The organism is Thaumasiovibrio clandestinus, assembly GCF_047250365.1.
Classification (GTDB): domain Bacteria; phylum Pseudomonadota; class Gammaproteobacteria; order Enterobacterales; family Vibrionaceae; genus Thaumasiovibrio.
In genome coordinates this window covers 186,635-207,906 of record NZ_JBLBVL010000001.1, presented here as the reverse complement: position 1 = coordinate 207,906, position 21,272 = coordinate 186,635, and the positions used below count along the sequence as shown (strand labels likewise).

Annotated in this window: 23 protein-coding genes and 5 pseudogenes; 20 read left to right on the top strand and 8 right to left on the bottom strand. The window is 41.2% G+C overall.

All coding sequences use genetic code 11. From position 1 onward, the window contains the following. The first annotated feature begins 280 nt into the window (after nt 1–280). Nucleotides 281–772 (top strand): nucleoside deaminase, encoded by a 492-nt coding sequence (locus tag ACKLNH_RS01045; RefSeq protein WP_413110375.1) that lies wholly within the window; start codon nt 281–283, stop codon nt 770–772. A 370-nt stretch (nt 773–1,142) separates the two neighbouring features. Here ACKLNH_RS01045 and ACKLNH_RS01040 read toward each other — a convergent pair. After that, nucleotides 1,143–1,325 (bottom strand): annotated as a pseudogene (locus ACKLNH_RS01040) (IS110 family transposase); the annotation flags it as partial. A 294-nt stretch (nt 1,326–1,619) separates the two neighbouring features. On the opposite strand from ACKLNH_RS01040, the gene ACKLNH_RS01035 reads away from it, so the two are divergent. Both ACKLNH_RS01035 and ACKLNH_RS01030 read left to right on the top strand, forming a co-directional pair. After that, the gene (locus ACKLNH_RS01035) at nt 1,620–1,835 is read left to right on the top strand and encodes a hypothetical protein (RefSeq protein ID WP_413110374.1); all 216 of its coding nucleotides are present in this window, start codon (nt 1,620–1,622) and stop codon (nt 1,833–1,835) included. Nucleotides 1,836–2,425: 590 nt separating this feature from the next. After that, nucleotides 2,426–2,557 carry a hypothetical protein gene (locus tag ACKLNH_RS01030; protein ID WP_413110767.1) on the top strand — a complete coding sequence of 44 codons (132 nt, stop codon included), beginning with the start codon at nt 2,426–2,428 and terminating at the stop codon, nt 2,555–2,557. Here ACKLNH_RS01030 and ACKLNH_RS01025 read toward each other — a convergent pair. Next, nucleotides 2,522–2,758 (bottom strand): annotated as a pseudogene (locus tag ACKLNH_RS01025) (phage integrase N-terminal SAM-like domain-containing protein); the annotation flags it as partial. The gene ACKLNH_RS01030 and the pseudogene ACKLNH_RS01025 overlap by 36 nt on opposite strands. Before the next feature lie 235 nt (nt 2,759–2,993). Here ACKLNH_RS01025 and ACKLNH_RS01020 point away from each other — a divergent pair. The 4 genes and pseudogenes from ACKLNH_RS01020 (at nt 2,994) to ACKLNH_RS01005 (ending at nt 5,493) form a co-directional block, all read left to right on the top strand. Then, a complete protein-coding gene (locus ACKLNH_RS01020; protein ID WP_413110373.1) occupies nt 2,994–3,419 on the top strand; it encodes a GNAT family N-acetyltransferase in 426 nt (141 codons plus the stop codon). 133 nt (nt 3,420–3,552) lie between these two features. Next, nucleotides 3,553–3,939 (top strand): hypothetical protein, encoded by a 387-nt coding sequence (locus ACKLNH_RS01015; RefSeq protein ID WP_413110372.1) that lies wholly within the window; start codon nt 3,553–3,555, stop codon nt 3,937–3,939. Between the two features lie 198 nt (nt 3,940–4,137). Then, nucleotides 4,138–4,755 (top strand): annotated as a pseudogene (locus ACKLNH_RS01010) (ISAs1 family transposase). A gap of 216 nt (nt 4,756–4,971) precedes the next feature. Further along, nucleotides 4,972–5,493 (top strand): P-loop nucleotide/nucleoside kinase family protein, encoded by a 522-nt coding sequence (locus tag ACKLNH_RS01005; RefSeq protein WP_413110371.1) that lies wholly within the window; start codon nt 4,972–4,974, stop codon nt 5,491–5,493. Nucleotides 5,494–5,582: 89 nt separating this feature from the next. On the opposite strand, the gene ACKLNH_RS01000 is transcribed toward ACKLNH_RS01005, so the two are convergent. Beyond that, the gene (locus ACKLNH_RS01000; protein ID WP_462476581.1) at nt 5,583–5,924 is read right to left on the bottom strand and encodes a winged helix-turn-helix transcriptional regulator; all 342 of its coding nucleotides are present in this window, start codon (nt 5,922–5,924) and stop codon (nt 5,583–5,585) included. Between the two features lie 112 nt (nt 5,925–6,036). On the opposite strand from ACKLNH_RS01000, the gene ACKLNH_RS00995 reads away from it, so the two are divergent. Continuing rightward, nucleotides 6,037–6,648: a hypothetical protein gene (locus ACKLNH_RS00995; RefSeq protein WP_413110370.1), complete on the top strand. Its 612-nt coding sequence runs from the start codon at nt 6,037–6,039 to the stop codon at nt 6,646–6,648. A gap of 189 nt (nt 6,649–6,837) precedes the next feature. Here ACKLNH_RS00995 and ACKLNH_RS00990 read toward each other — a convergent pair. Next, nucleotides 6,838–7,076 (bottom strand): annotated as a pseudogene (locus tag ACKLNH_RS00990) (transposase); the annotation flags it as partial. Nucleotides 7,077–7,099: 23 nt separating this feature from the next. After that, nucleotides 7,100–7,348, bottom strand: a pseudogene (locus ACKLNH_RS00985) (phage integrase N-terminal SAM-like domain-containing protein); the annotation flags it as partial. Between the two features lie 133 nt (nt 7,349–7,481). On the opposite strand from ACKLNH_RS00985, the gene ACKLNH_RS00980 reads away from it, so the two are divergent. The 12 genes from ACKLNH_RS00980 (at nt 7,482) to ACKLNH_RS00925 (ending at nt 18,621) form a co-directional block, all read left to right on the top strand. After that, the gene (locus tag ACKLNH_RS00980) at nt 7,482–7,934 is read left to right on the top strand and encodes a hypothetical protein (protein ID WP_413110369.1); all 453 of its coding nucleotides are present in this window, start codon (nt 7,482–7,484) and stop codon (nt 7,932–7,934) included. A 189-nt stretch (nt 7,935–8,123) separates the two neighbouring features. Then, complete coding sequence (locus ACKLNH_RS00975) at nt 8,124–8,561, top strand: GNAT family N-acetyltransferase (protein ID WP_413110368.1); 438 nt, start codon at nt 8,124–8,126, stop codon at nt 8,559–8,561. Between the two features lie 150 nt (nt 8,562–8,711). Continuing rightward, on the top strand, nt 8,712–9,347 hold the full coding sequence (locus ACKLNH_RS00970) for a M23 family metallopeptidase (RefSeq protein ID WP_413110367.1): 636 nt from the start codon (nt 8,712–8,714) through the stop codon (nt 9,345–9,347). 135 nt (nt 9,348–9,482) lie between these two features. Continuing rightward, the gene (locus tag ACKLNH_RS00965; RefSeq protein ID WP_413110366.1) at nt 9,483–9,869 is read left to right on the top strand and encodes a RidA family protein; all 387 of its coding nucleotides are present in this window, start codon (nt 9,483–9,485) and stop codon (nt 9,867–9,869) included. 105 nt (nt 9,870–9,974) lie between these two features. Next, nucleotides 9,975–10,805 carry an NmrA/HSCARG family protein gene (locus ACKLNH_RS00960; protein ID WP_413110365.1) on the top strand — a complete coding sequence of 277 codons (831 nt, stop codon included), beginning with the start codon at nt 9,975–9,977 and terminating at the stop codon, nt 10,803–10,805. A gap of 102 nt (nt 10,806–10,907) precedes the next feature. Further along, on the top strand, nt 10,908–11,546 hold the full coding sequence (locus ACKLNH_RS00955; protein ID WP_413110364.1) for a glutathione S-transferase family protein: 639 nt from the start codon (nt 10,908–10,910) through the stop codon (nt 11,544–11,546). 120 nt (nt 11,547–11,666) lie between these two features. Beyond that, nucleotides 11,667–12,356 carry a pseudouridine synthase gene (locus ACKLNH_RS00950; protein ID WP_413110363.1) on the top strand — a complete coding sequence of 230 codons (690 nt, stop codon included), beginning with the start codon at nt 11,667–11,669 and terminating at the stop codon, nt 12,354–12,356. Nucleotides 12,357–12,812: 456 nt separating this feature from the next. Continuing rightward, nucleotides 12,813–13,136 (top strand): PTS sugar transporter subunit IIB, encoded by a 324-nt coding sequence (locus ACKLNH_RS00945; RefSeq protein WP_413110362.1) that lies wholly within the window; start codon nt 12,813–12,815, stop codon nt 13,134–13,136. A 4-nt stretch (nt 13,137–13,140) separates the two neighbouring features. Further along, the gene (locus tag ACKLNH_RS00940; RefSeq protein ID WP_413110361.1) at nt 13,141–14,484 is read left to right on the top strand and encodes a PTS sugar transporter subunit IIC; all 1,344 of its coding nucleotides are present in this window, start codon (nt 13,141–13,143) and stop codon (nt 14,482–14,484) included. Next, nucleotides 14,468–14,830: a PTS lactose/cellobiose transporter subunit IIA gene (locus tag ACKLNH_RS00935; protein WP_413110748.1), complete on the top strand. Its 363-nt coding sequence runs from the start codon at nt 14,468–14,470 to the stop codon at nt 14,828–14,830. The genes ACKLNH_RS00940 and ACKLNH_RS00935 overlap by 17 nt, the downstream gene beginning before the upstream one ends. After that, nucleotides 14,811–15,692: a DUF7916 family protein gene (locus ACKLNH_RS00930; protein ID WP_413110360.1), complete on the top strand. Its 882-nt coding sequence runs from the start codon at nt 14,811–14,813 to the stop codon at nt 15,690–15,692. Before ACKLNH_RS00935 ends, ACKLNH_RS00930 begins: the two co-directional genes overlap by 20 nt. Nucleotides 15,693–15,843: 151 nt before the next feature. Then, the gene (locus ACKLNH_RS00925; RefSeq protein ID WP_413110359.1) at nt 15,844–18,621 is read left to right on the top strand and encodes a family 20 glycosylhydrolase; all 2,778 of its coding nucleotides are present in this window, start codon (nt 15,844–15,846) and stop codon (nt 18,619–18,621) included. A 71-nt stretch (nt 18,622–18,692) separates the two neighbouring features. Here ACKLNH_RS00925 and ACKLNH_RS00920 read toward each other — a convergent pair whose 3' ends face one another. From ACKLNH_RS00920 to ectA, 3 genes are read right to left on the bottom strand one after another with little or no spacing between them, the layout of a single operon-like run. Further along, nucleotides 18,693–19,079, bottom strand: coding sequence for an ectoine synthase (locus ACKLNH_RS00920; protein ID WP_413110358.1), 387 nt, complete (start codon nt 19,077–19,079; stop codon nt 18,693–18,695). A 14-nt stretch (nt 19,080–19,093) separates the two neighbouring features. After that, nucleotides 19,094–20,359: a diaminobutyrate--2-oxoglutarate transaminase gene (gene ectB / locus ACKLNH_RS00915; RefSeq protein ID WP_413110357.1), complete on the bottom strand. Its 1,266-nt coding sequence runs from the start codon at nt 20,357–20,359 to the stop codon at nt 19,094–19,096. A gap of 19 nt (nt 20,360–20,378) precedes the next feature. After that, the gene (gene ectA / locus ACKLNH_RS00910; RefSeq protein ID WP_413110356.1) at nt 20,379–20,924 is read right to left on the bottom strand and encodes a diaminobutyrate acetyltransferase; all 546 of its coding nucleotides are present in this window, start codon (nt 20,922–20,924) and stop codon (nt 20,379–20,381) included. Between the last annotated feature and the right edge of the window lie 348 nt (nt 20,925–21,272).

Genomic DNA, 21,272 nt, shown 5'->3' with positions numbered 1-21,272 from the left:
ATGTTGCGACAAGCTGCACCATCAGTTTTGATATGATTATGTATTACATAACATTTTAGAGTTGCCTCGGATTGCGATCGACGTGAAAGGCGACGAGGGCAGTGGTGTGATATTGTGCAGCTTGCTGCCAAAGCGATGGGTTTTGCGACTTCAATTTAACTGTGCTTAATGCGCCATGCGGTAGCCGTTGTGTGGTGCTGGATTGCTTCGGGTATATTATGTTTATTCCATCCCGATCATATATAATTGCATTTCAACTATTAGATAGAGCTGAAACATAGTGACAAATCCAATTGAAACACTGCACTCAGAGAGAATGAAAGACCTTATTGAGTATACCTCATCTTCACTTAAGACTAAGTACCCGTCTCCATTTGGTGCATCTATCTATGATGCAGAGGGCACTTTAATTGCTCAGGCTTATGATACGGTAATGAAAGAAGGTGATCCTACATGTCACGGTGAAGTTAATGCTGTTCGTAAGGCTGTTAAAAAGTTAGGTAATCACTCTTTAAAAGGTTGCACCTTATACAGCACGTGTGAGCCGTGCTCTATGTGTATGTCTACGAGTATTTGGGCTGAGATTGATACGGTAGTATTTGGAGCGACAGTCAATGAAGATGCGAGTCAGTACTGGGATCAACCCCTTGATATTACTGCAAAAGAAATAGCAGATCGTATGATAAGCAACAAATGCACTGTAATTCCAGAAGTAGAGCGTAGATTAGCGCAGCAACTATTTAGAGATTGGAAGTTAGCAATCGGAGATTAATCGGCTAAATCTACCACATGTATAACAGGGCTGTGGGGATTCGTAAGTCCCAGGCGTTATGCGCTATATCGTTCTAAAAGGATTTTGAGTGAATAAGTTATTAGAAGAGTTACTAAAACGTGGGTTTAAAGCGAAATAAACTTTAGGTGATGGGTTTTGACTGCCGCTCTACATACCGTCTTTATCCGACTCTCGTCGTGACCCTGATGACGTTACGCGACGGTGGTGCCCCTATTTATAAACAGGTAGGCGTTAGAAGACATGTTATTGTCCGCCGCATTAACAGGCTATCCGCAAGTGGTCTGAACCTATCTCCATCAGCTGCGTCTGCAATGACCCGGTTGGCTTTTACTCCCTACGCCGTTGACGCTTAGTTAACGGCGTCGTCTTGATAATCGCTTTGGTTGTGTAACATTGCCCAAATTATGCGGGCGTTCTTAGCCGCTAAAGCAAAGATGGCACGATTCATCCCACGCCGCTCAAGAATATTTCGACCCCATGCACTGAGCCTATCCTGTTTTTCACCAATATTAGCAATAACAGTACGTGCGCCACTACAAGCTTCTATGCCTATACGCATAGGTGGCATATTTGCTATTGTTGTTAGCAACTTAGCACGCGAAACGGACTTGTGAAGGAGAACAGTGCCTCGTTCGTCGGTGGCGTGTAAACTGAAGTGGTGTTTAGCAAGGTCAACACCGCAATAACAGATGGAATGTGACATGGTTACCTCCAGCATTCTCACAGCTACCACCTAAGTGTGGCAGATCTTCATGAGGGGGAATCCATGTCATTCGTTAGCGCGCTAAGGCAACATGATATTTATAAACATTATTAAGAGGAAAAGATGAAATTTAATATGTCTGTTAATGATAACTTTGCTTCATTCTTTGATGAGGGGAGTGAAATTTATATTTTCGTTGATAGTTTTGATAATGAAAACTTTGATGTGAGGCTAGGAAATATAAGTGAATCAGAGTTGATTGGCTCAATTTCTGCGAAATGTGACTCTGAATTGAACTCGAAGCTTGAAGAGCTTTATCGTAGATTTATGGAGGGGTGAACATGATTCCACAAGCTCAAATAGCTGCGCTCGAAAGTTCAGTAAATTAGATTTTACGTCGCCATAAAATGTCATTTAAGTTATCTAAGCACTTTGTTAAAGATAGAATGAATGACACACGTAATAATCCATTGATAATGATTGCTGAGCTTAACTCTATATTTAACAGGTTAACAGCATTACATGTAGGGGCACTTAAGAAGTTGAGTCATAATGATACTTTTAATATTAGGTGTACGGTTTCGCATATAAATATGCCTTGCGCTGTTAATAAGATTCACGTTGATGGTGATGAGCATCAAGAAAATATAGTTATTACGGTAATGAGGAAAAAGGATTGGAAGTCAAAGGACCCCAAAGAATTTCTTGTTTAATTTAGTAGTACGCTAACAAATAAGGATTAAACGCTGCGAAGCCAGCGCTAAATCCCGATTGTTGAACAAGCCCGATGCCTCTATATAAGTAAATTGTGCGATCATATTTAGATGTGGTATCGCCGTGATGGTTTTCTCAAGGCGAACGCTGTCATTATCCTGATTATGTTCACCTTTCGGCTACCTCGGTCGTGAGATACCAACGCAGGTCATCTCATGCTGACAGCATGGGCAGTGGCGAGTGGCTTTCGCTCGGGTAACAGGGTTAAGTCGCGGCAGTTGATAAAACAGGCCAAGAAGCAGGACATGCAGCAATCCGTTACGGTCGAGTTTAACGGTACTCCATGAGTGAGTCTTAATCAGGCTGGCGAAGTATTGCTTGAGCTGCTCGGTGGTTAATGTATCAGGGCAGCAGTTAAAGAACTGACTTATCCGACGAACCGCACGAGAATAGGCATCAATGGTTGCCGGGCGTTTACCTTGCAGCGATAGGTTGGTAAGGTGTTGTTAATAAGGGAAGTTGTAGCGAGCAAGTTCAGTGGTGTTCATGGTGCTGACTCCTTGTTGACCATCGAATGATGGGTTATAAAGAGTATGGTGGTCTTACGCTTTACTCTGCCGCAGAGCGGCTTCGTTCAACAAAGGCATCAAGGTGATGCGTAACGCTTGGCGGTTTTGGAGTTAATTTTGGTTTGGGTGATTACGGTTTAAAATTTGGCTTCAGTGGTGCGTAACTCACAACTTAAGCGGGCGTTAGTTGTTTAATCAGATTACGGAGAAATCATTGGATATCATTTTTACTCATTCGCCAAATTCTGAGGACATCGATTGCATCTATCAAGGGTTAGGCGATTTTAATCAAAGATTTGTACCAGAAATAACAGATGAGTCTTTTGCTATTTTTGTTCGGGATAAATCAGGAGAAATTCTCGGTGGTTTGACTGGTTTTATCTATATTACGTCAGTTCAAATTAGATTTTTGTGGCTATCAGAAAAGCTAAGGAATCAAAGGGTTGGAAGTGCGCTAATGGAGAAAATAGAACTAATATGTAAAGAGCGAGAAATAAGTAATATCGCAGTTGATACGTATACGTTTCAAGCTCCCAAATTTTATGAGTCTCATGGTTTCAAGGAAATTGGTCGTTATAAGGACTATTTGAGAAAAGACGTGGATAAAATTTTTTATCAAAAGGTGCTTATAAACAATTAACAAAGCTTCAAACCGACATACAACGCGTGGCATTTTTAGTTTGCAGTGATTTTATTGTTTAAGGCGTAATGCGGCGGCTTGATTTATGCGTTGTCTGCGGTTTAAGCAGGCGTTACACACCTAGGATAATCTGATGTTTTTTACTAAATCGGCTATATATTTGGAAGTTTATGAGGGTAAGGTAAAAGCTACTGAATTACACTCTGATCGCTCAACTGAATCTGCTTGTAGTGGTTTGAATCATCAAAGGTCATTAATGGGTGATTTCTTTAGTGTAGAGAAATGTTTTAAAGAAACCCTCAGTCAGCTATGCCCTAAAAAACTTCTTAATACTCCACCTATTTTGTACATTCATTTATTTGGTAAAAATGAAGGTGGGTATACAAATGTTGAAGTTAGGGCATTTACAGAAGCTGGAATGGGGGCTGGGGCAAGAGCCGTGAAACTCATAGACAGTAAAAATATAATTAATAAAGAATTGCTACTTAAAGGGCAGTTTTCCGAATTAAAAGGTGTATAACAAATAAGGATTAAACGCTGCGAAGCCCAGGGAAATCGCATGAACATCCCCGTATTACAAGGCTTTAGAGTTTAGTTAATATTGCAATTTAGATGTACTCTCTGTCGCATTTTCCAAATGAAATTGTCGTAAATCTAGGATCACCTTGTTGATCATTTTCAGTGTTTTCTAATGATTTCCTACCAAGGAGGCCTAATTATGAGCGAGTTTACGAATCCATTTATGCATTTTTCAGTCATCAAAGATTATCGCCAAAAAGGTAAAGTGAACCATGAATTGTCAGACATCATTTTACTGACTGTTTGTGGTGTTCTGTCAGGTTTTGATACTTGGAAGGCATTCATGACTTTGGTGTTTTTCGCGTAGATTTTCTTTCAGAGCTTGGTAACTTTAAAAGTGGAATTCCGTCGGCAGATACAATTGCCCGGGTGATGGGAATGATTAGTTTGAAAGCAATGCAAAATGCGTTTATTGCGTGGATGAAAGACTGTCATAACTTGACGGACGGTGAAGTTGTAGCCATCAATGCTTCAGAACAGTGATGGTGGTGAAACTTATACGAGCAAAGAACTTCACGATGCAACGCGAGCGCATTGGGGAGTAGAATCGATGCATTGGCTGCTCGATGTAGCGTTTCGCGAAGATGCATGCCGTATTAGGGTCGACGATCGTGCAGAGGCTTTTTCAAGGATCAGGCAGGTCTGTTTGAATATGTTGAAGCAAGAAATAACCTTTAAAGGAGGCATTCAACGCAAGAGAATGAAGTGTGCGATGGATGAAAATTATTTAAGCAAGGTACTCAGAGCCCTTGCATGACGCAGAAGTTCATGCGATTGCCGTGGGCTTGTGAATGAGAACAGCGCCTCGTTCGTCGGTGGCGTGTAAACTGAAGTGGTGTTTAGCAAGGTCAACACCGCAATAACAGATGGAATGTGATATGGTTACCTCCAGCATTCTCACAGCTACCACCTAAGTGTGGCAGATCTTCATGAGGGGAATCCATGTCATTCGTTATGCGTAAATGGAGGAAACATGGAAAATCAGGGAAAGCTGTTCTTCTTCTGTGGCAAGATGGGAGCAGGTAAATCGACGAAATCTAAGGGTGTGGTTGCTGAAAATAATGCAGTCCTAATTTCAGAAGACGATTGGTTGTCAGCTCATTATCCTTCGCAAATTCAAACATTTGACGACTACATTAAGTACTCAAATCTCATTAAGCCTTTTGTTAAAAGCCATGTTCAAAGTTTGTTGAATGTCGGGGTTAACGTTGTCATGGATTTTCCCGCGAATACTATCAAGCAAAGAGCTTGGTTCGTATCACTGTGCGTCGAAGTAGGTAGTGAGCATGAGCTTTGGTATTTAGATTTAACAGATGAGCAATGTTTATCCCAAATTGCTAAACGTCGAATTGAACAACCCGAAAGAGCTATGTTTGACACGGAGGCTGTATTTCATCATGTGACTCAGTATTTTGAAGCTCCAGAAGAGAGTGAAAAACTCAGTCTAGTGCGTGTGGGAGAATACGCATACAAGGCATTTAAGGCGGATTCCTAATGCTTGGCATTTTTGGTGCTAAATTTGAGTACAGTGTTTACGGTGGTAAGGTTAAGTTACGTGGTAGCGTTACTCACACCTTAATTGGGCTACATGGACTTCTCTTGTTCTTGAATGTATTTGATCCCCCATTTTTCAATTGCTTCCAATACAGGTTTAATTGATGTTCCAGTCTCTGTGAGAGAATATTCAACCCGCGGGGGAACTTCTGAATATACAGTTCTTTTGATAATTTTATAGCCTTCAAGCTCTCTTAGTTGCTTGGTGAGCATTCTTTGCGTGACATTGGGAATGAGTCGTTGTAATTCGCTGAAACGTCTTGTGCTGTTCCATAAATGAAAAATGATGAAACCTTTCCATTTTCCACCAATGATATTCAATGCAACTTCGTATGGGCAGTCAGGGTTACAAGTTCTGATATCATTATTCATTATTTCTCCAATGGTATACATTTTGTGTGTATGGCACTTTTTTGTGCATTCTTGTTGGCGACATAATAATATAATAGGATTTCTATATCAACAGAATGTAAAGGTGCTTACAATGGGAAATTTTAACAACAACAATGGAACCAATTCAAGTTTAATTAACTATTTAAGTAAAGTGTCGGTATTGTCGGTTTCTACAGTGGTCACAGTGATTATGTTTTATCTTGTTATGTTTGTTTTGAATCCAAACATTGATTCTAGTGATGGATTTAGTGTTATTAAATTGCAACTAGCGTTTGATCAAACTGTCGGTTTGAATATCATAAATAGCTGGGGTAGTGATGGAGTTGCTTACTTCTTAGATTGGATTTATTTAGATTATATTTATGCAGCCTCATACTCTCTGTTCTTTTCATCACTTTTAGCTTATCTTCTTCGTAAAAAGTGTTATTACCTTGACCCAAGACTAAACCTAATAGTATTTGTTCCATTCTTTGCTGGCTTTTTGGATTGCTTAGAGAATACAATGGAGGTGTTTTTTTTACGAAGTCCTAATGAATTTATTAATGAGGTGTTTTGGTTTCATTCTATGGTTGCTGCTGTAAAATGGATGATGTTACCCTTGATATTACTGTGTGCAATTTATATTTCGACATTTGGCCTAACAAATAAGGATACGTGTCGCGCAGCCGACACTTCTATCCGGTTGTTGGACAAGCCCGAATAACCTTATTAAGTAAATTGCTCGGAGGGAGTTTGCTAGGCCTTGCGCCCGCGACTTTGCTCAAGACGAGCGCAGCCTAGAAGTGATAACAATGCTATTCACTTCAGTGTCTTACTGCCTGAGTTCGGTATTACGTTGGCGTTCTCCTCGTAGGTGTTGAGTGCCATTATCCTTATTCAATTTGCCTTGCGGCTATCTCGGTCGGGTGGCGCCGACACAGCACATAGCATGCTGGCAACATGGGCAGTCCTGTTTTGCTTTCTGGGGCTTGGTTTGTTCAGGTAACTGCCATGGCGCAAGCCATAATCCCGCACCCGCTGTAACCCTTTTGGCAGCACATGTTGCAAGATAAGCCACAAGAACTGCACAACCGGTAAGCCCCGCCCAACGTTACGACAGTCGACTACCCACTCGGTGGGGAGCGGTCCCGGAGGAAGCCCTTATTACTCTCGTGCCACTGCCTGCGTTGTGGGTGGTAGAAGAATTGCAATCCGTTGCGGTCGAGTTTGACGGTACTCCATGAGTGGGTCTTAATCAGGCTGGCGAAGTATTGCTTGCGCTGCTCGGTGGTTAATGTGTCTGAGCAGCAGTTAAAAAACCGACTTATTCGACGAACTGCACGAGAATAGGCATCAAAGGTTGCCGGGCGTTTACCTTGCCGCGTCAGGTTGGTAAGGTGTTGTTCATAAAGGAAGTAGTTCAGTAGCGTTCATGGTGTTAACCATCGAATGATAGGGGTTACAAGAAGTATAGTGCGCTTAGTAGTTTCGGTAGGAGCTTCTTATGGTTGGTTTTAGGCAATAAGCGACAAATTTTCAGGAGGTTGTTAGATTATTATGGATAGTAAAAGAGCGGCGCAACGTTGGGTTATGGGGGGCGGTGTTTTTAATTGTGTTGTTGCATTTCCATTCTCAATGCCATTTCTACATGAGTCGTATATTAATTTGTTTAATTGGTTAAATGCCTTCTTAGGGCTTGGCGGTAATGATTGGATTCCTCCAAATGATGGAGGGAATATGTTATTTCTTAATACTGCTGGTTTAGCATTATTTCTTATTGGAATGATACTCATTTATGCATCTAAGAATGTTTCATCGCGTATTGAAATTGCATTATTTAATGGTGTTGTTCGTTTTGTTTGGGCAATGGTTGCGACTCATTACTTAGTAAGTCATGAAATAATAAATTTGATGTATTTAATCGTCGCGGTAGATTTGATACTTGCATCTTCCTATATATATTATTATTTTGTGATAAAATCTATGAGAAATCATGAAGCAATAGCATAGCTGGTCACTTGGTAGTTAGAAGAGTACAACGTTGGCGATGAGCTCATTGAGAGTGGTTTAACACCTTTGCTGTGAACTCAACGCTTGGTATTTTGTGTTTGAATCGATTTTAGTGGTCCTAGCACCGTGGCTTAGGCCAGGTGCTGGCGTTTTATCGCCCCTTAACACGGCTAGAATTTTGGAGGAAAGATGGATATTTCTCTTAGACAAGCAAATGAATCAGACATTCCTTTTTTGCTGTCTCTGCGAGATAAAACAATGAGACAATATCTCGTAGAAGCAGGTATGCCAATAACTACCGATGAATATGAAAAGAGAATACGCTTTGAGTTTGCTCATGCAAAAATCGTTGAGCTCAGCGGTAAGCCTATTGGTCTGTTCAAAGCTAAATATAATCAAGAACTTAATTATTGGTACTTGGTTCAAATTCAGATCACACCAGAGTTTCAAGGTTTAAAAATTGGTCGTAAGCTAATTCTTAACCTTATTGTCCAAGCAGAAACAACAAAATCTAAAGTTGGTTTAAGTGTTATCAATACGAACCCCGCGAAAAAATTGTATTTGCAACTAGGCTTCGAAGTTGTCAAAAACTCGGGATATGAATACTTAATGGAACTACAAGCGTAATATAGTGTTATGCTATTAGTGGTTTTAGGTGCGGATGATAAAGGAACATTAAAAACTCTTTGTGAAAATATAGATAAAATAAGTAGGTACGTTTATCAGGTGTCTGTGAACGAGAATTAATCTCATTCTTTAGATCTCATGGAGGATAATGTGGAAGGTATTGTAATAAAGAGCCCTTTAAAAGGGCAGTGGGCAATTATAAATGCTCCTGGTCATCCAGAGTTAGCCTTTGATTTTTTAGCGGTGGATGACAGAAAGAATCCTTACCCTGCTTTGTTGTTATTACCACATATATTTGTCAGTATTCCTGTGACCTCGGTTTTTGCATGGGATCAACCAGTTTTTTCTCCATTTAGCGGTGAGGTGGTTGATTGCTATGATGGTGAAAATGATCGCCAGAAGATAAGTCTTCTAAAAGATTTAATTACATCTTTAGTAAAGCGCCATCCAAGTGGTTCAATGTTTAATAAATTTGGAGGTAATTATATAGTGTTAAAAAGTGAAGATGGTGGTTTCTTTGCATTATTAGCGCATTTGAAATCTGGCTCTGTCATGGTAAATAAAGGCGACATGGTTACTGAAGGACAATTTCTGGGTGCGGTAGGTAATTCAGGTACGTCAATTCAGCCACATTTGCACTTTCAATTAATGAAAGTTGCGGAGCCATTCCCATATGCTGAAAATCTACTTAACTTTAGTATTGAACAGTTTAAAATTAAAAGAAATGGAGCTTGGGATACTATGCATATTAGTGCTATACGCAACGGAGATCATTTGTATCTATAGAGTGTCGAGCGAAAACTGTGTTGGCTTAATTGATTGTAACGCGCTGCGGCTTCTGGTTTCGGGTGTATATATAATTTCAAACCAATCTGTTAATAGGCACTACACGCTCGGCGTTATATCTCACAAGGAAGTAATATGCGAAAGTTAGTAAGTTCAGGCTCTCATCTTGAAGGACCAATAGGGTTTTCCCGAGCGAGTCGTATTGGTAACTATATTGCGGTAGCAGGTACTGCACCGATCGATAATGGTGAAACGGTGTTTGAAGGTAAGGTTTATGAACAAACTAAGTACTGTTTACAAATATCCCTTCGTGCAATAGAAGAGGCGGGTGGCACTATCAATGATGTAATTCGTACACGAATAATGCTTACAGATATTCGCGATTGGGAGTTAGCGGCAAAGGCTCACGGGGAGATGTTCGGAGAGCAACGTCCTGCCTGCACGTTTGTTGAAGTAAAGGGATTCATAGACCCTTCGTGGCTGGTTGAGACAGAGGTTGATGCAATCGCTGAAGAGTTATAATAGATTGTTCAAGTCGACTGCCATGCTACATACGATCTTGTGAAGAAGACACCTTCTTTCGTCAATAATTGAGAGAACTTGTGCGTTTTTAAAAGGATTATTTTGGTGGAAAATAAATTAATAGTGGTTGTTGGAGCTACTGGCAATCAAGGCCAGTCGGTCATTGGAAAGTTGATAAAACAGGGGTATCGAGTTAGAGCTTTAGTTCGTAACCCAAAAAGCGCAAAAACCACATTTGATCAGAGCGTTGAGATATTCAAAGGGGACTTAAGTGACAAGTCATCATTGAAATTGCTACTAAATAATGCTCATGGGTTGTTTTTTGCGCTGCCGTTTACAAGAAGTTCGATTGAATACGGAAAAGTACTGTTAGACCTCGCTAAGGAGTCGAATGTTAAACATATAGTTTATTCCTCGGTAGGAGGCGCTGATAGATATACTGAAGTTGAACATTACAAAGATAAAAAGCAAATAGAAAATTATCTTAAGAGGATCAATAAACCTTATACAATATTACGGCCTGTAGGATATATGGAAACATTTGCTAACCCTAAAACCATAAAGGTCATGACAGGTATGTTGAGTTTATACCTTAAAGGTGATGACAGGTTTCAGTTAATATCCGTTCAGGATATAGGTAAGTTTGTGTCGCTTTCATTTTCCTATCCAGATAAATATTTAGGGAAGGAGATGGAAATTGCAGGAGATGAATTGTCGCTAAATGAAATTTTCGATAAAATTGACAAAATTAAGAATGTAAAGGTTTCACCAATGAGGTTTCCAAAGTTTACCAAATACATACTTCCTAAAGTTATGAAGCAAATGTTTACCTTTTATGCAAATGATGGCTGGTGTGCTGATATAAATTCGTTGCGTGAAGAGAATTCAGAGTTATTATCTTTTGAGGATTGGCTTAAAACAATTAATTCCTATTAGGTTTATGCTCTAAGCAATAGTTTTTTATCTTTTTATGGTATAAGTAGAGACCTTATTGCAGACGCTATGAGTGCTTACAATTTTAGAGACAAGGAAGAAAATTTGTTCAAGCTTTACTATTATCCAAACAATGCAAGTCTAGCCCCTCATTTTTTGCTTCATCACTTGAATGCAGACTATGAGCTACTGCTAGTTGATAAGAAATCAAACGCCCAGAAGTCAGCGGATTACCTTAGACTTAATCCAGCAGGTCGCATACCCACGTTAGTTGTGGATGAACAGCCAGTTTTCGAAAGTTTGGCTATCTGTATACATATTTGTGAGTTGTTCCCTGAATCAGATCTAATGCCATCTATCGGCAACCCTCTGCGCCCTTTATTTTATCAGTGGTTAGCATTTCTAAATAACACGCTGCAAGCCGAACTCATGGTTCGCTATTACCCTCATCGTCACACCAATGATGAAGCTACCATTCCAAATGTTGTAGCGGCGCAGGACGAAAGAGTTGCTGACGCATTATCAATCATCAACGACCAGTTAGAGCACAATGCGTACTTACTTGGTGATACCCTAACAGCATGTGACTACTTCCTCTTTATGCTTGCGGAATGGTCGCTGCCAATAGAAAAATCGCCACTGACTTTGGAGCATCTAGCTGCGTATTTGAAGCGCCTTTGTTTAAACCCCTCGATCAAGGCTGTGTGTGACATCGAAGGGATAGATCTCGCACCATTTAAGTAATACGCATACCAGCACTTAGAAAAATTCTCGGCGCTCGGTCAACAGGTGGCGAAAATCATTGATTATTCGAAGCAACACAGGATAATGCGTGACTATTTCTCGTTTTCAAAAGTGATTTAAATGCGTCTTGATAAGTTTATTTGTAAAAGCACCGAGTTAACAAAGAGTGAAGCCATCAAAATAATTAAACAGGGTGACATTCGGGTTAATGGCGATGTCGTAATGAATGAAGCGGTTCAAGTTCATGAAAATAATACAGTATTATTGAATGGCGTAAAGCTGAAGGCGCGTGATTTTCGTTACATTCTTATGCATAAACCTGCGGGAACGATCTGTTCCAATGTGGATGAAGTATACCCATCGCTGTTTAATTATTTGGATGCTTATAATGTAAGTGAACTGCATATTGCAGGTCGCTTAGATGCAGATACAACAGGCATGGTTTTAATTACCGATGATGGACGTTGGTCATTCAATATTACGGCACCAACAAGAGCGTGTGGAAAGGTTTATCGTGTGACCTTGTCGCGACCGATTGCAGACGACGTCGTCGTTAAGTTTAAAAGCGGCATTAAATTACAAGGGGAGCAGCAATTAACGCGACCCGCAATTTTGAAAATTATTCGCTCTAATGAGGTGCTTTTAACTATTACAGAGGGTAAATTTCATCAGGTAAAGCGCATGTTTTCTGCGGTGGGTAACCGTGTGGTGTCGCTTCATCGTGAGGCTATTGGTGACGTTAGTCTTGATGTCGATGTTGGGCAATGGCGTTACTTAACTGACTGTGAAGTAAAGTCTTTAGCATATTAAGTGTATCGCCTTATTTGTTAGTTTACTTTGTAATGCTATTTCAAGCCGAATCGCTTTATGGTCTTAATAGGGATGAGTGGCGAAAAAGAAAACTGTGAAATTACAAGAACATCCTTTTTATTATTCTAGATATTATTAATCTCCCAAAATATTTATTTTTCATCGTAAAATAACATCCTTGTATAATCTAGTAAAGCTTGCCGAATTGTTATTTTTATCAATACTTCATGTCATGTTCTCTATATATTTCGACTTATCTGGCTTGTCACCCATATTGTCAACAGTGATCCATGTCTTGTTTTGCGTCTTAATTATCTACGTAAAAATAGATCCCTGTTGCATATTAACATTAATATTCTGCGGTCAGTGTATTGATCGTGGTTATATGTAAGCGGTTACTTAAACCGATTACATATTGATTCTCAGAGTAGTAAATGACCTATGGAGAGGGAATAGATGAAAATATTTTTATGCTGTGCGGCTGGTATGTCGACAAGCATGCTTGTGGCAAAAATGGAGCAGGCAGCGCGCGAAAAAGGTGTGGATTGTGAAATTTCAGCCCATTCAATTGCGGAGTTTGAAGAGTGTATTCAATGGAGTGATGTGTGTCTCGTTGCCCCTCAAGTCAAATTTAAATACGAAGAGTTTAAATCCAGAGCCGCCATTTTAGGCAAAGGCTGCGGACTGATCAATATGATGGATTACGGTCTATTGAAAGGTGATGCGGTGTTAGTGCAAGCAATGGAATTGTATCAAGCGCAGGCAACGATGGAGAGTTAGTATAATGGCTATTTTCGATAAAGTATTGAGTTTTGTAGAAAATGTAGTGGCTCCTGTGGCGGGAAAAATATCGGCTCAAAAACACGTTAATGCAATCAAGGACGGTTTTGTATCGACCATGCCATTTTTGATTGTGGGTTCGATGTTATTGGTTTTAGCCTTCCCACCCTCTGAAGGAAATGCTTTCTTTGATGCGTGGCATGGTTTAATTGCTGTTATCGGGTTCGATAACATCATGGCTCCTTTCCAGCTTAGTATGGGCATATTTGCCTTGTACGCAGCTTTTGGGATTGGGTTTAGTTTAGCTGAAGCGTATAAGTTACGCCCAATGAATACGGGGATGCTTTCTATGTTTGCATTCTTATTGGCAGCAGCACCTATGATTAGCGTTGATATTGGTGGTGTGTTGCCTGGTGCATTCCTTGGTGGCACAGGCGCATTCACGGCGATCCTTTGTGGCTTATTCGTACCAGAAATGCAGCGGTTACTTATTAAATACAACATCCGAATCAAGATGCCGGCAGCTGTGCCTCCAAAGATATCAGCATCATTTGATTTGCTGATACCTATTGTTTTTATCTCGATTATCGTTATGTCTGTGAACGTGTATCTGGACCAATTCGGAATGCAAATTCCTTCTGCAATTATGCAATTGTTTCAACCGCTGGTTGTAGCATCGGATAGTTTCATTGCGTGTTTAATTGCCGTGTTGTTAGTTCAGATGCTTTGGTTCAGTGGTATCCATGGTGGTTCGGTTGTTGGTGGTATTATCGGTCCTATGCTGCTTATTAACCTTGGCTTAAACCAAGATGCGCTGGCCGCTGGCGAGCCCCTTCCTGCCATTTTTATTAATCCGGTTATGGATTTCTTTATTTTCGTTGGCGGTGCTGGCGGTACGTGGGGCTTAGTCGTGTTAATGATGCGCTCTAAAGCAACTCAACTTAAAACCATTGGTAAGATGTCGATAGTCCCGGGGACGTTTAATATCAATGAACCCGTCATTTTTGGTACGCCAATAGTGATGAACCCAATTTACTTTATCCCTTGGATGCTTGCGCCAACCGTTAATACAGTCATTGTTTGGATGGCCTTTAAAACTGGCTTCCTTGCAAAGATCATCGCAATCCCACCATGGACAATGCCTGCGCCGATCGGTGCCATCATCGCAACTAACTCAGGAACAGCTGCGCTGGTCGTATTAAGCAGTGTTGTTGTGAGTGGCATTATTTTCTATCCCTTCCTTAAAGTTCATGAGCGCCAATTACTGGCAGAAGAACAAGCAATGGAAGAGAAGAAACCGGAGACAACAACGGTGAATGGAGGCGATCTTGATGCAGTTAGAAATTAATAACGAATCAGATATTTCGGAAGAGTTTTTGATGACATTGTTATGCCAAGCCGGTGAAGCTCGCTCTGCCTTTATGGAAGCGATGCGAGTAGCAAGACAAGGCAAATTCAAAGAAGCAGAAGCTTTTCTTAAGTCGGGTGACAGTGCGCTAGTAGACGTGCACAAGTCTCAAACATCCTTAATTGGGTTTGATGAGGGAGCAGGAAAAGTCACCATGACATTAATTCTGACTCATATTCAGGACCATATAATGACCACTATGTTGTGCCGTGAATTAGCGGAGGAAATTGTAGCCATTCATTATCAGTTGCAAAGGAGTCAGAACCATGAAGAAGCGTATATTTGATTATACCGCGGAAGATGTTCGAAATGCATCTCGAGAACAAGTCGTAAATAGCATTCGTCACTCAGAAGGCCGTACCATCATGGTGGAAAACGTGGTATCGATTACCCCACCAATTGATTTGGTGTCAGGGCCTGAAATTGCGGCCGCGTTTGGTGCAGACATGATTACGCTTAACTGCTTGGATATTATGGATCCAAAAATTAAAGTGTTGTCAGAGATTGCTGATGAATATATGACAATCGAGCAAGTTAAGGCGCTTACAGGTCGATTAATTGGCTGTAATTTAGAGCCTGTGCCTGCGAATGTCGGTCATGTCGACGTTGGTCGTACGGTCACAAAAGAAACGGTTGAGCGAGCGGTTGAGCTAGGCTTAGATTATGTCATGTTAACGGGTAACCCTGGTAATTGCGTTACACAAGAAACCATCATGGAAGCCATTGGGCTGGTGCGAAATGTATCGAAAGATATCATTGTCGTGGCGGGGAAAATGCACGCGGGTGGTGTCGGTAACGACTATAACCTCAATATTGTTCCTGGTTTTGCAGAAGCAGGGGCGGACATTATGATGTTCCCAGCACCTTATACCACTCCGGGTGTTTGTGCTGATATGGCTAAAGAAATGATGGCAGCGGTACATAACAGTGGCATGTTAGGGATGTTGGCAATAGGTACATCTCAGGAGGGGGCAACAGAGTCGTATATTGAGCAAGTCGCAATGGCTTCTAAGGCGGCAGGCGCTGATATTGTGCATATAGGTGATGGAGGGTATAGCGGCATTGCACCACCAGAAAACATTATGCGACTTGGCCTTACGTTACGTGGCCGTCGCCATCAGTTTAAGCGAATGATTAACCGTAGATAGCCAATACGGTATTCAGTGTTGATATAAAACTAGCAAGGTACATCTTACTTAATATATGTACCTTCGCTAGTCAGTTCGGGCTTATCCCTAATCTTAATTGTACACACATGAACGGACCTCTCATGTGCATTTAATTCTGGAGTGGAATAGAATGAACAAAATAAAATTCCCATTGAAAATGCTAACTATCGCATTAGCAGCAAATATGGCAATGTCATCATTTACATTGGCAGAAATGTATCATCCTCAAGCTAAAGAACTAGATTTATTATGGAAGGTTATCGATCATAATATAGGTGAAAATAAGTTCCTTGGCAGTTTAACGATTACGAACAATGGCTCTGAAATTCTCGGAGATAGTGGTTGGTCACTATATTATAGCTCTGTGCGCCCGCCAGCCTCTGTGTTACCGTTAGATAGTGAAGATGGAAATTTGGCACGTAACGAAATTGCCGCTCAAAATTTGGTGTTAAGGAATGCAGATATATCTAAAAGTGGTGACTATTTTGTTTTAGAGCCTGTTGCTGGTTTTGAGCCAATTTATCCTGGTGAGTCTAGAGAAATATTCATTACTGCACAATATTGGCAAATGCTGAAAAATGATTCGCCATCAGGATTTCATATTTCTTTTAATGGTGAAACACCAAGAGCGGTATCTGTGGATGTTCATATGGATCCGTCAGACTTAAAACAAACCAGACAGAGCATATACGATATTATGCCGGTGCAAACGCCAGCACTTAGATTTGATGAAAACACTACGCCGACGTTGGAACTGGCCCTTGAAAACAAAGTTGTGCCACAATTGCAATCTGCACATAATAAAGACGGCGCATTTTTAACACTACTTGGTTGGATGGGGGCAATAAATGCACCTGATAGCCTCAACAAGGAAGCACTGTATTTACAAAGTGCTTTGCAAGACCTTGTGGTTGGGGAGTTTCCTATCAATTCAGAGCGAGCAGATACAGCAAACCTTATTACGCTCAAATTGAATTCAAACTTAGACACGGATTCAGACGGAACGCCAGATAGTGAAGGCTATCGGTTAGATATTGATCCATTTAATGGCATTGTTATAGAAGGTAAAGACGCCAGTGGCGTGTTTTATGGTATTCAGACCCTAAGGCAGTTGATCCCGCAAGATGTTTATAAAGCCTCGGTAACGGGGAACAAAATGCAACATGCTGTCTTACCGGCGATGAGCGCATACGATGCACCCCGTTTCGAATATCGAGGGATGATGCTGGATGTTGCCCGAAACTTCCAAAGTAAAGACACCATTTTTAAGCTGATAGATCTTCTGGCTTTTTACAAGATTAACAAATTTGAAATTAATATAGCCAACGATGAGGGCTGGCGTATCGAAATCCCCGGTATTCCCGAGTTAACTGAATTTGGATCTAAGCGTGGTTATGATATTGAAGAAACGTCTATGTTACATACCTTTATGGGGTCAAGTAATGAGTTTCAACCCGGAGATGGAATAGAGGGTAAACCTCGTAACGTGGTTGAAGCGAACAATGGTGTTGCGCCTCAGTTCCAAGGGTTCGAAATTGCGCAACAGAACTTCCTTGGTAAAGGGTGGGGGTATTATACGGTAGAAGACTTTAAAGACATTCTAAAATATGCAGCAGATCGCCATATAGATGTCATTCTTGAATACGATTTTCCTGCACACGCGCGTGCTGCAATTAAAGCAATGGAATACCGTTATAATAAGTATAAAGACAGTGATCTTGTCGAAGCGAACCGCTATCGTTTAATCGATCCACAAGACGAATCAACATATTATACTCCCCAGTTCTACACCGACAACATAGTGAATCCATCATTACCTGGCACTTATGAGTTTCTTAATAAAGTTATCAAAGAAACAAAGGCAATGTACGACGCGGTGCCGGGTGCAAAGGCAACACGTTTGCATGGTGGTGGTGACGAGCTTCCTCATTTAGGGCCAAATGAGTGGTGGGCGAAATCACCAGCGATTCAAAGTAACCCTGAAACAGCGGGTAAAACAGACGCTGAGTTGTTTGATTACTTTTTTGTTAAGTGGGCAAACATTATTCGTCAAAATGGGTTTCAAATGGCGAGTTGGGGTGATGTATTGACCCACAACGGCACAGGAAATGTGGATTATGGCGAAATATACCCGATTTTTTGGAACAACGTTTGGGGGTGGGGGAATGAACATAAGTCGTACGAATTTGCGAATCAAGGCTATAAAGTGGTGTTATCGCATGCAACTAACTTATATTTTGATCTCGCATACAATAAACACCCAGACGAAATTGGTTATCATTGGGCGGGTTATACTGACACCAAAAAGACCTTTGAGTATCGGCCATTTAATATCTACGCAAATGGTAAAATAGACAAGTTGGGTAATCCTGTTTCATGGAACCCATCTTGGGTCCACCTTTCTGAAGAAGGGAAAAAGAACGTAACAGGTTTGCAGGGGCAACTCTTTGCTGAAAACGCGAAATCACCAGAGATAATGGAATATTTAGTGTTTCCAAAACTTCTGGGTGTGGCTGAACGAGCATGGGTAACAGATATGCCTGTCGAAGATTTACCCGATCAAAACGGTAAGACTGCGATGGATCGTGCATGGGATGTGTTCTCGAATACTTTGGGCCAATACGCTTTAGCTCAATTAGAGTACATACAACCTGTTGATATTTATGAACAGGTTAGTGATGGAGTTGGTGTTAATTATCGTATACCACTGCCTGGAGCGGTAATTGATGCTGGCAAGCTGACCATTAATACGCGTTTCCCTGGATTACAAAATCAATATTCGCTTGATGGAGGGCAAACTTGGGTTCCTTACTACGGGCCTGTAGACGTTAGCCATGCAACGGATATCAAAACCCGTAGCATTACTCATTCTGGTAGAAGTAGCAGAGTGGAAAGTGTACTGCAATAATTAACCGCAATCCCAAGTAGGAAGCAGCCCTTTGTGGCTGCTTCCTCATTTTACAATGCCCTGTTTAAGCTTCAATCAATGAGAGGGTAGACTCCGTCCTTATCATGTGTTTCTTTGCCTGTGATGGGGGGATTAAAAACACATGCCATCACCATCTCTTGATCTTTAAATGCCCTTAGGTAATGTTTGTCGTGCTTATCAAGCACATATAATGTTCCTTGCTTTATGGGATAAGTTGCTCCTCCTATTACCTCAATCTCACCTTCCCCGCTTATGCAGTACACTGACTCTAAGTGATTTTTATAGTGAATATGCGTTTCAGTATTTTCGTAGATAGTTGTAATGTGAAAAGAGAAGCCCATATTGTCATGTTTGAGTAGCATACGAATACTCTCCCAAGTCTCTGATACAACTCTACGTTCACTGTCACGGCATTCATCTAGTGTCCTAACAATCATTCTATATTCCCTATTTATGATGCTTTTTTGAGGCGTATATTTTCTACGTGAACGACGGCTTGCTCAAAAATGGCTAATCCTTGCTCCAATTCTGTTTTTGTAATAATGAGTGGACAGAAAAACTTCACTACTTCGTCATTTGGACCCGCAGTTTCAATCACCATACCGCTGTTAAAGCAGGCTTTTGCAATTTCACTGGCGAGTTGGCCATTGTGACATTCAATTCCTATCATCATGCCTCTGCCTTTTTGTTGGACAAAAAGGCTAGGGTGGCGTGCAATACAGCGCCCAAGTGCGTGCGATATTTTTTCGGAGCATTGCGCGATATGGGCTTCAAGCTGATTGTTTGACCAATAAGTCTCTAGGGCTTTAGCTGCTGTTATGAATGCGTGGCTATTACCTCGAAATGTACCGTTGTGTTCCCCAGGCTTCCAGATGTCGAGTTCGGGCTTCATTAACACAATTGCCATAGGCAACCCATAACCACCAATTGATTTAGACAACGTCACAATATCGGGGCAAATGCCGGCAGGTTCAAAGCTAAAGAAAGTGCCAGTGCGGCCACACCCTGCTTGGATATCATCCACAATCATTAATATATTGTTAGCCTTGCAGATATGGCTTAAGTGTTGCAGCCATCGGTTAGAGGCAACATTAAGTCCGCCTTCTCCTTGTACCGTTTCCAGCAATACTGCGGCTGGTTTATCAATCCCTGCAGAACGATCAGCCAGCATGGTTTCGAATAATTTCAAGCCATCTACCTCCGCGTAACCTTCAAAGGGGAGGCGTGTGATGTTGTTGAGGCTAGTCCCTGCTCCTTGGCGGTGGTGTTGATTGCCTGTTGCAGCCAATGCCCCAGCCGTGCAGCCATGGAAACCATTAGTAAACGCGACAATAGAGCTACGCCCAGTGACCTTACGTGCTAGCTTTAGCGCTGCTTCAATGGCGTTTGTACCCGTTGGACCCGTGAATTGAACTTTGTAATCTAATGTTCTGGGAGCAAGAATGTAACGCTCTAAAGCGGTTAAGAATTTGGCTTTTGCCTCTGAATGCATATCGAGGCCGTGAGTAATGCCATCCATCTCAATATATTCAAGTAAAGCCTGCTTCAATACAGGATTATTGTGACCGTAATTAAGTGATCCGGCCCCAGCCAGAAAATCGAGGTACCGTTCTTTAGTGTCTGTTTCAAGCCAGCATCCCTTCGCCTTGGTAAACACAACAGGAAAGTTATTTGAGTAAGAGCGTACATTCGATTCTTGCTTATTAAAAATATTCATAAGAAGACTGTTTAAAATCCTATTGATTGAGATGAGTTAGCGGGATTCGATACAAATATTCCGTATCGTGTTTCCCTTTAAAATGGTTTTTCTTATCCAAAAATGTACTGACATGACCACATTGACCATATTGCGCATCCAGTTTTTTAAATAGCGCCCAAGACGGTGTATTTTCTTCGGTAATGGTGGTTTCTACTGTTGTTATCGTGCTTAACGTACTTCGCTTAAGGAGTGCGTTAAGCATGCTAAATGCTAACCCCTGACCGCGGAACGTTGGAGAAACAGCAACTTGCCACACGAAAAGGGTTTTTGTCTCATTGGGTTTGCGGTAAGCCGATATAAATCCAGCAATGTCACCACGATGCCGAGCAATAATGCAGGTGCGATTGAAGTGAGTCGACTGGAGAAAATTGCAATAGGATGAGTTCACATCGAGAGGAGGGCAGTTTGCTATCAGGCTAAAGATGTCATCTCCATCCTCAGCAACGGGCTCCAAAAAAGTCCATTTATTACCTTGGCTTTCACCGCCGTTAGGATGCCTCTCCTGAGGCGTTGATGTAATCATGTGCGACACAATTCCTTTGATGTCTAATTAATATCTGCGTCTATTATCTTCCAGAAAGGGCGAGTAAAATCAAATTGGTGTGTCTATTGTCGCTATTGTTGCGGCGCTATTCACGTTTTTAGCGTTATTTGCAATGAGGTGTAAAGGTTAGTGTTCTAATTTGTTGGTAAATAAGTTGGATTGGAATAATATCTGGAGTGATTGATTTGAGCTTGTTGTTTCTTCAGATCGCGCAGCGCAAAGCATCGAAAATTGGCTATCAATACGGCTATTTTTTGCGCGACTGCAGGCACTAATGGTTAAACATTTATTTATAACATACAGAAAAAGTTGAATTCTTCTTTCTTT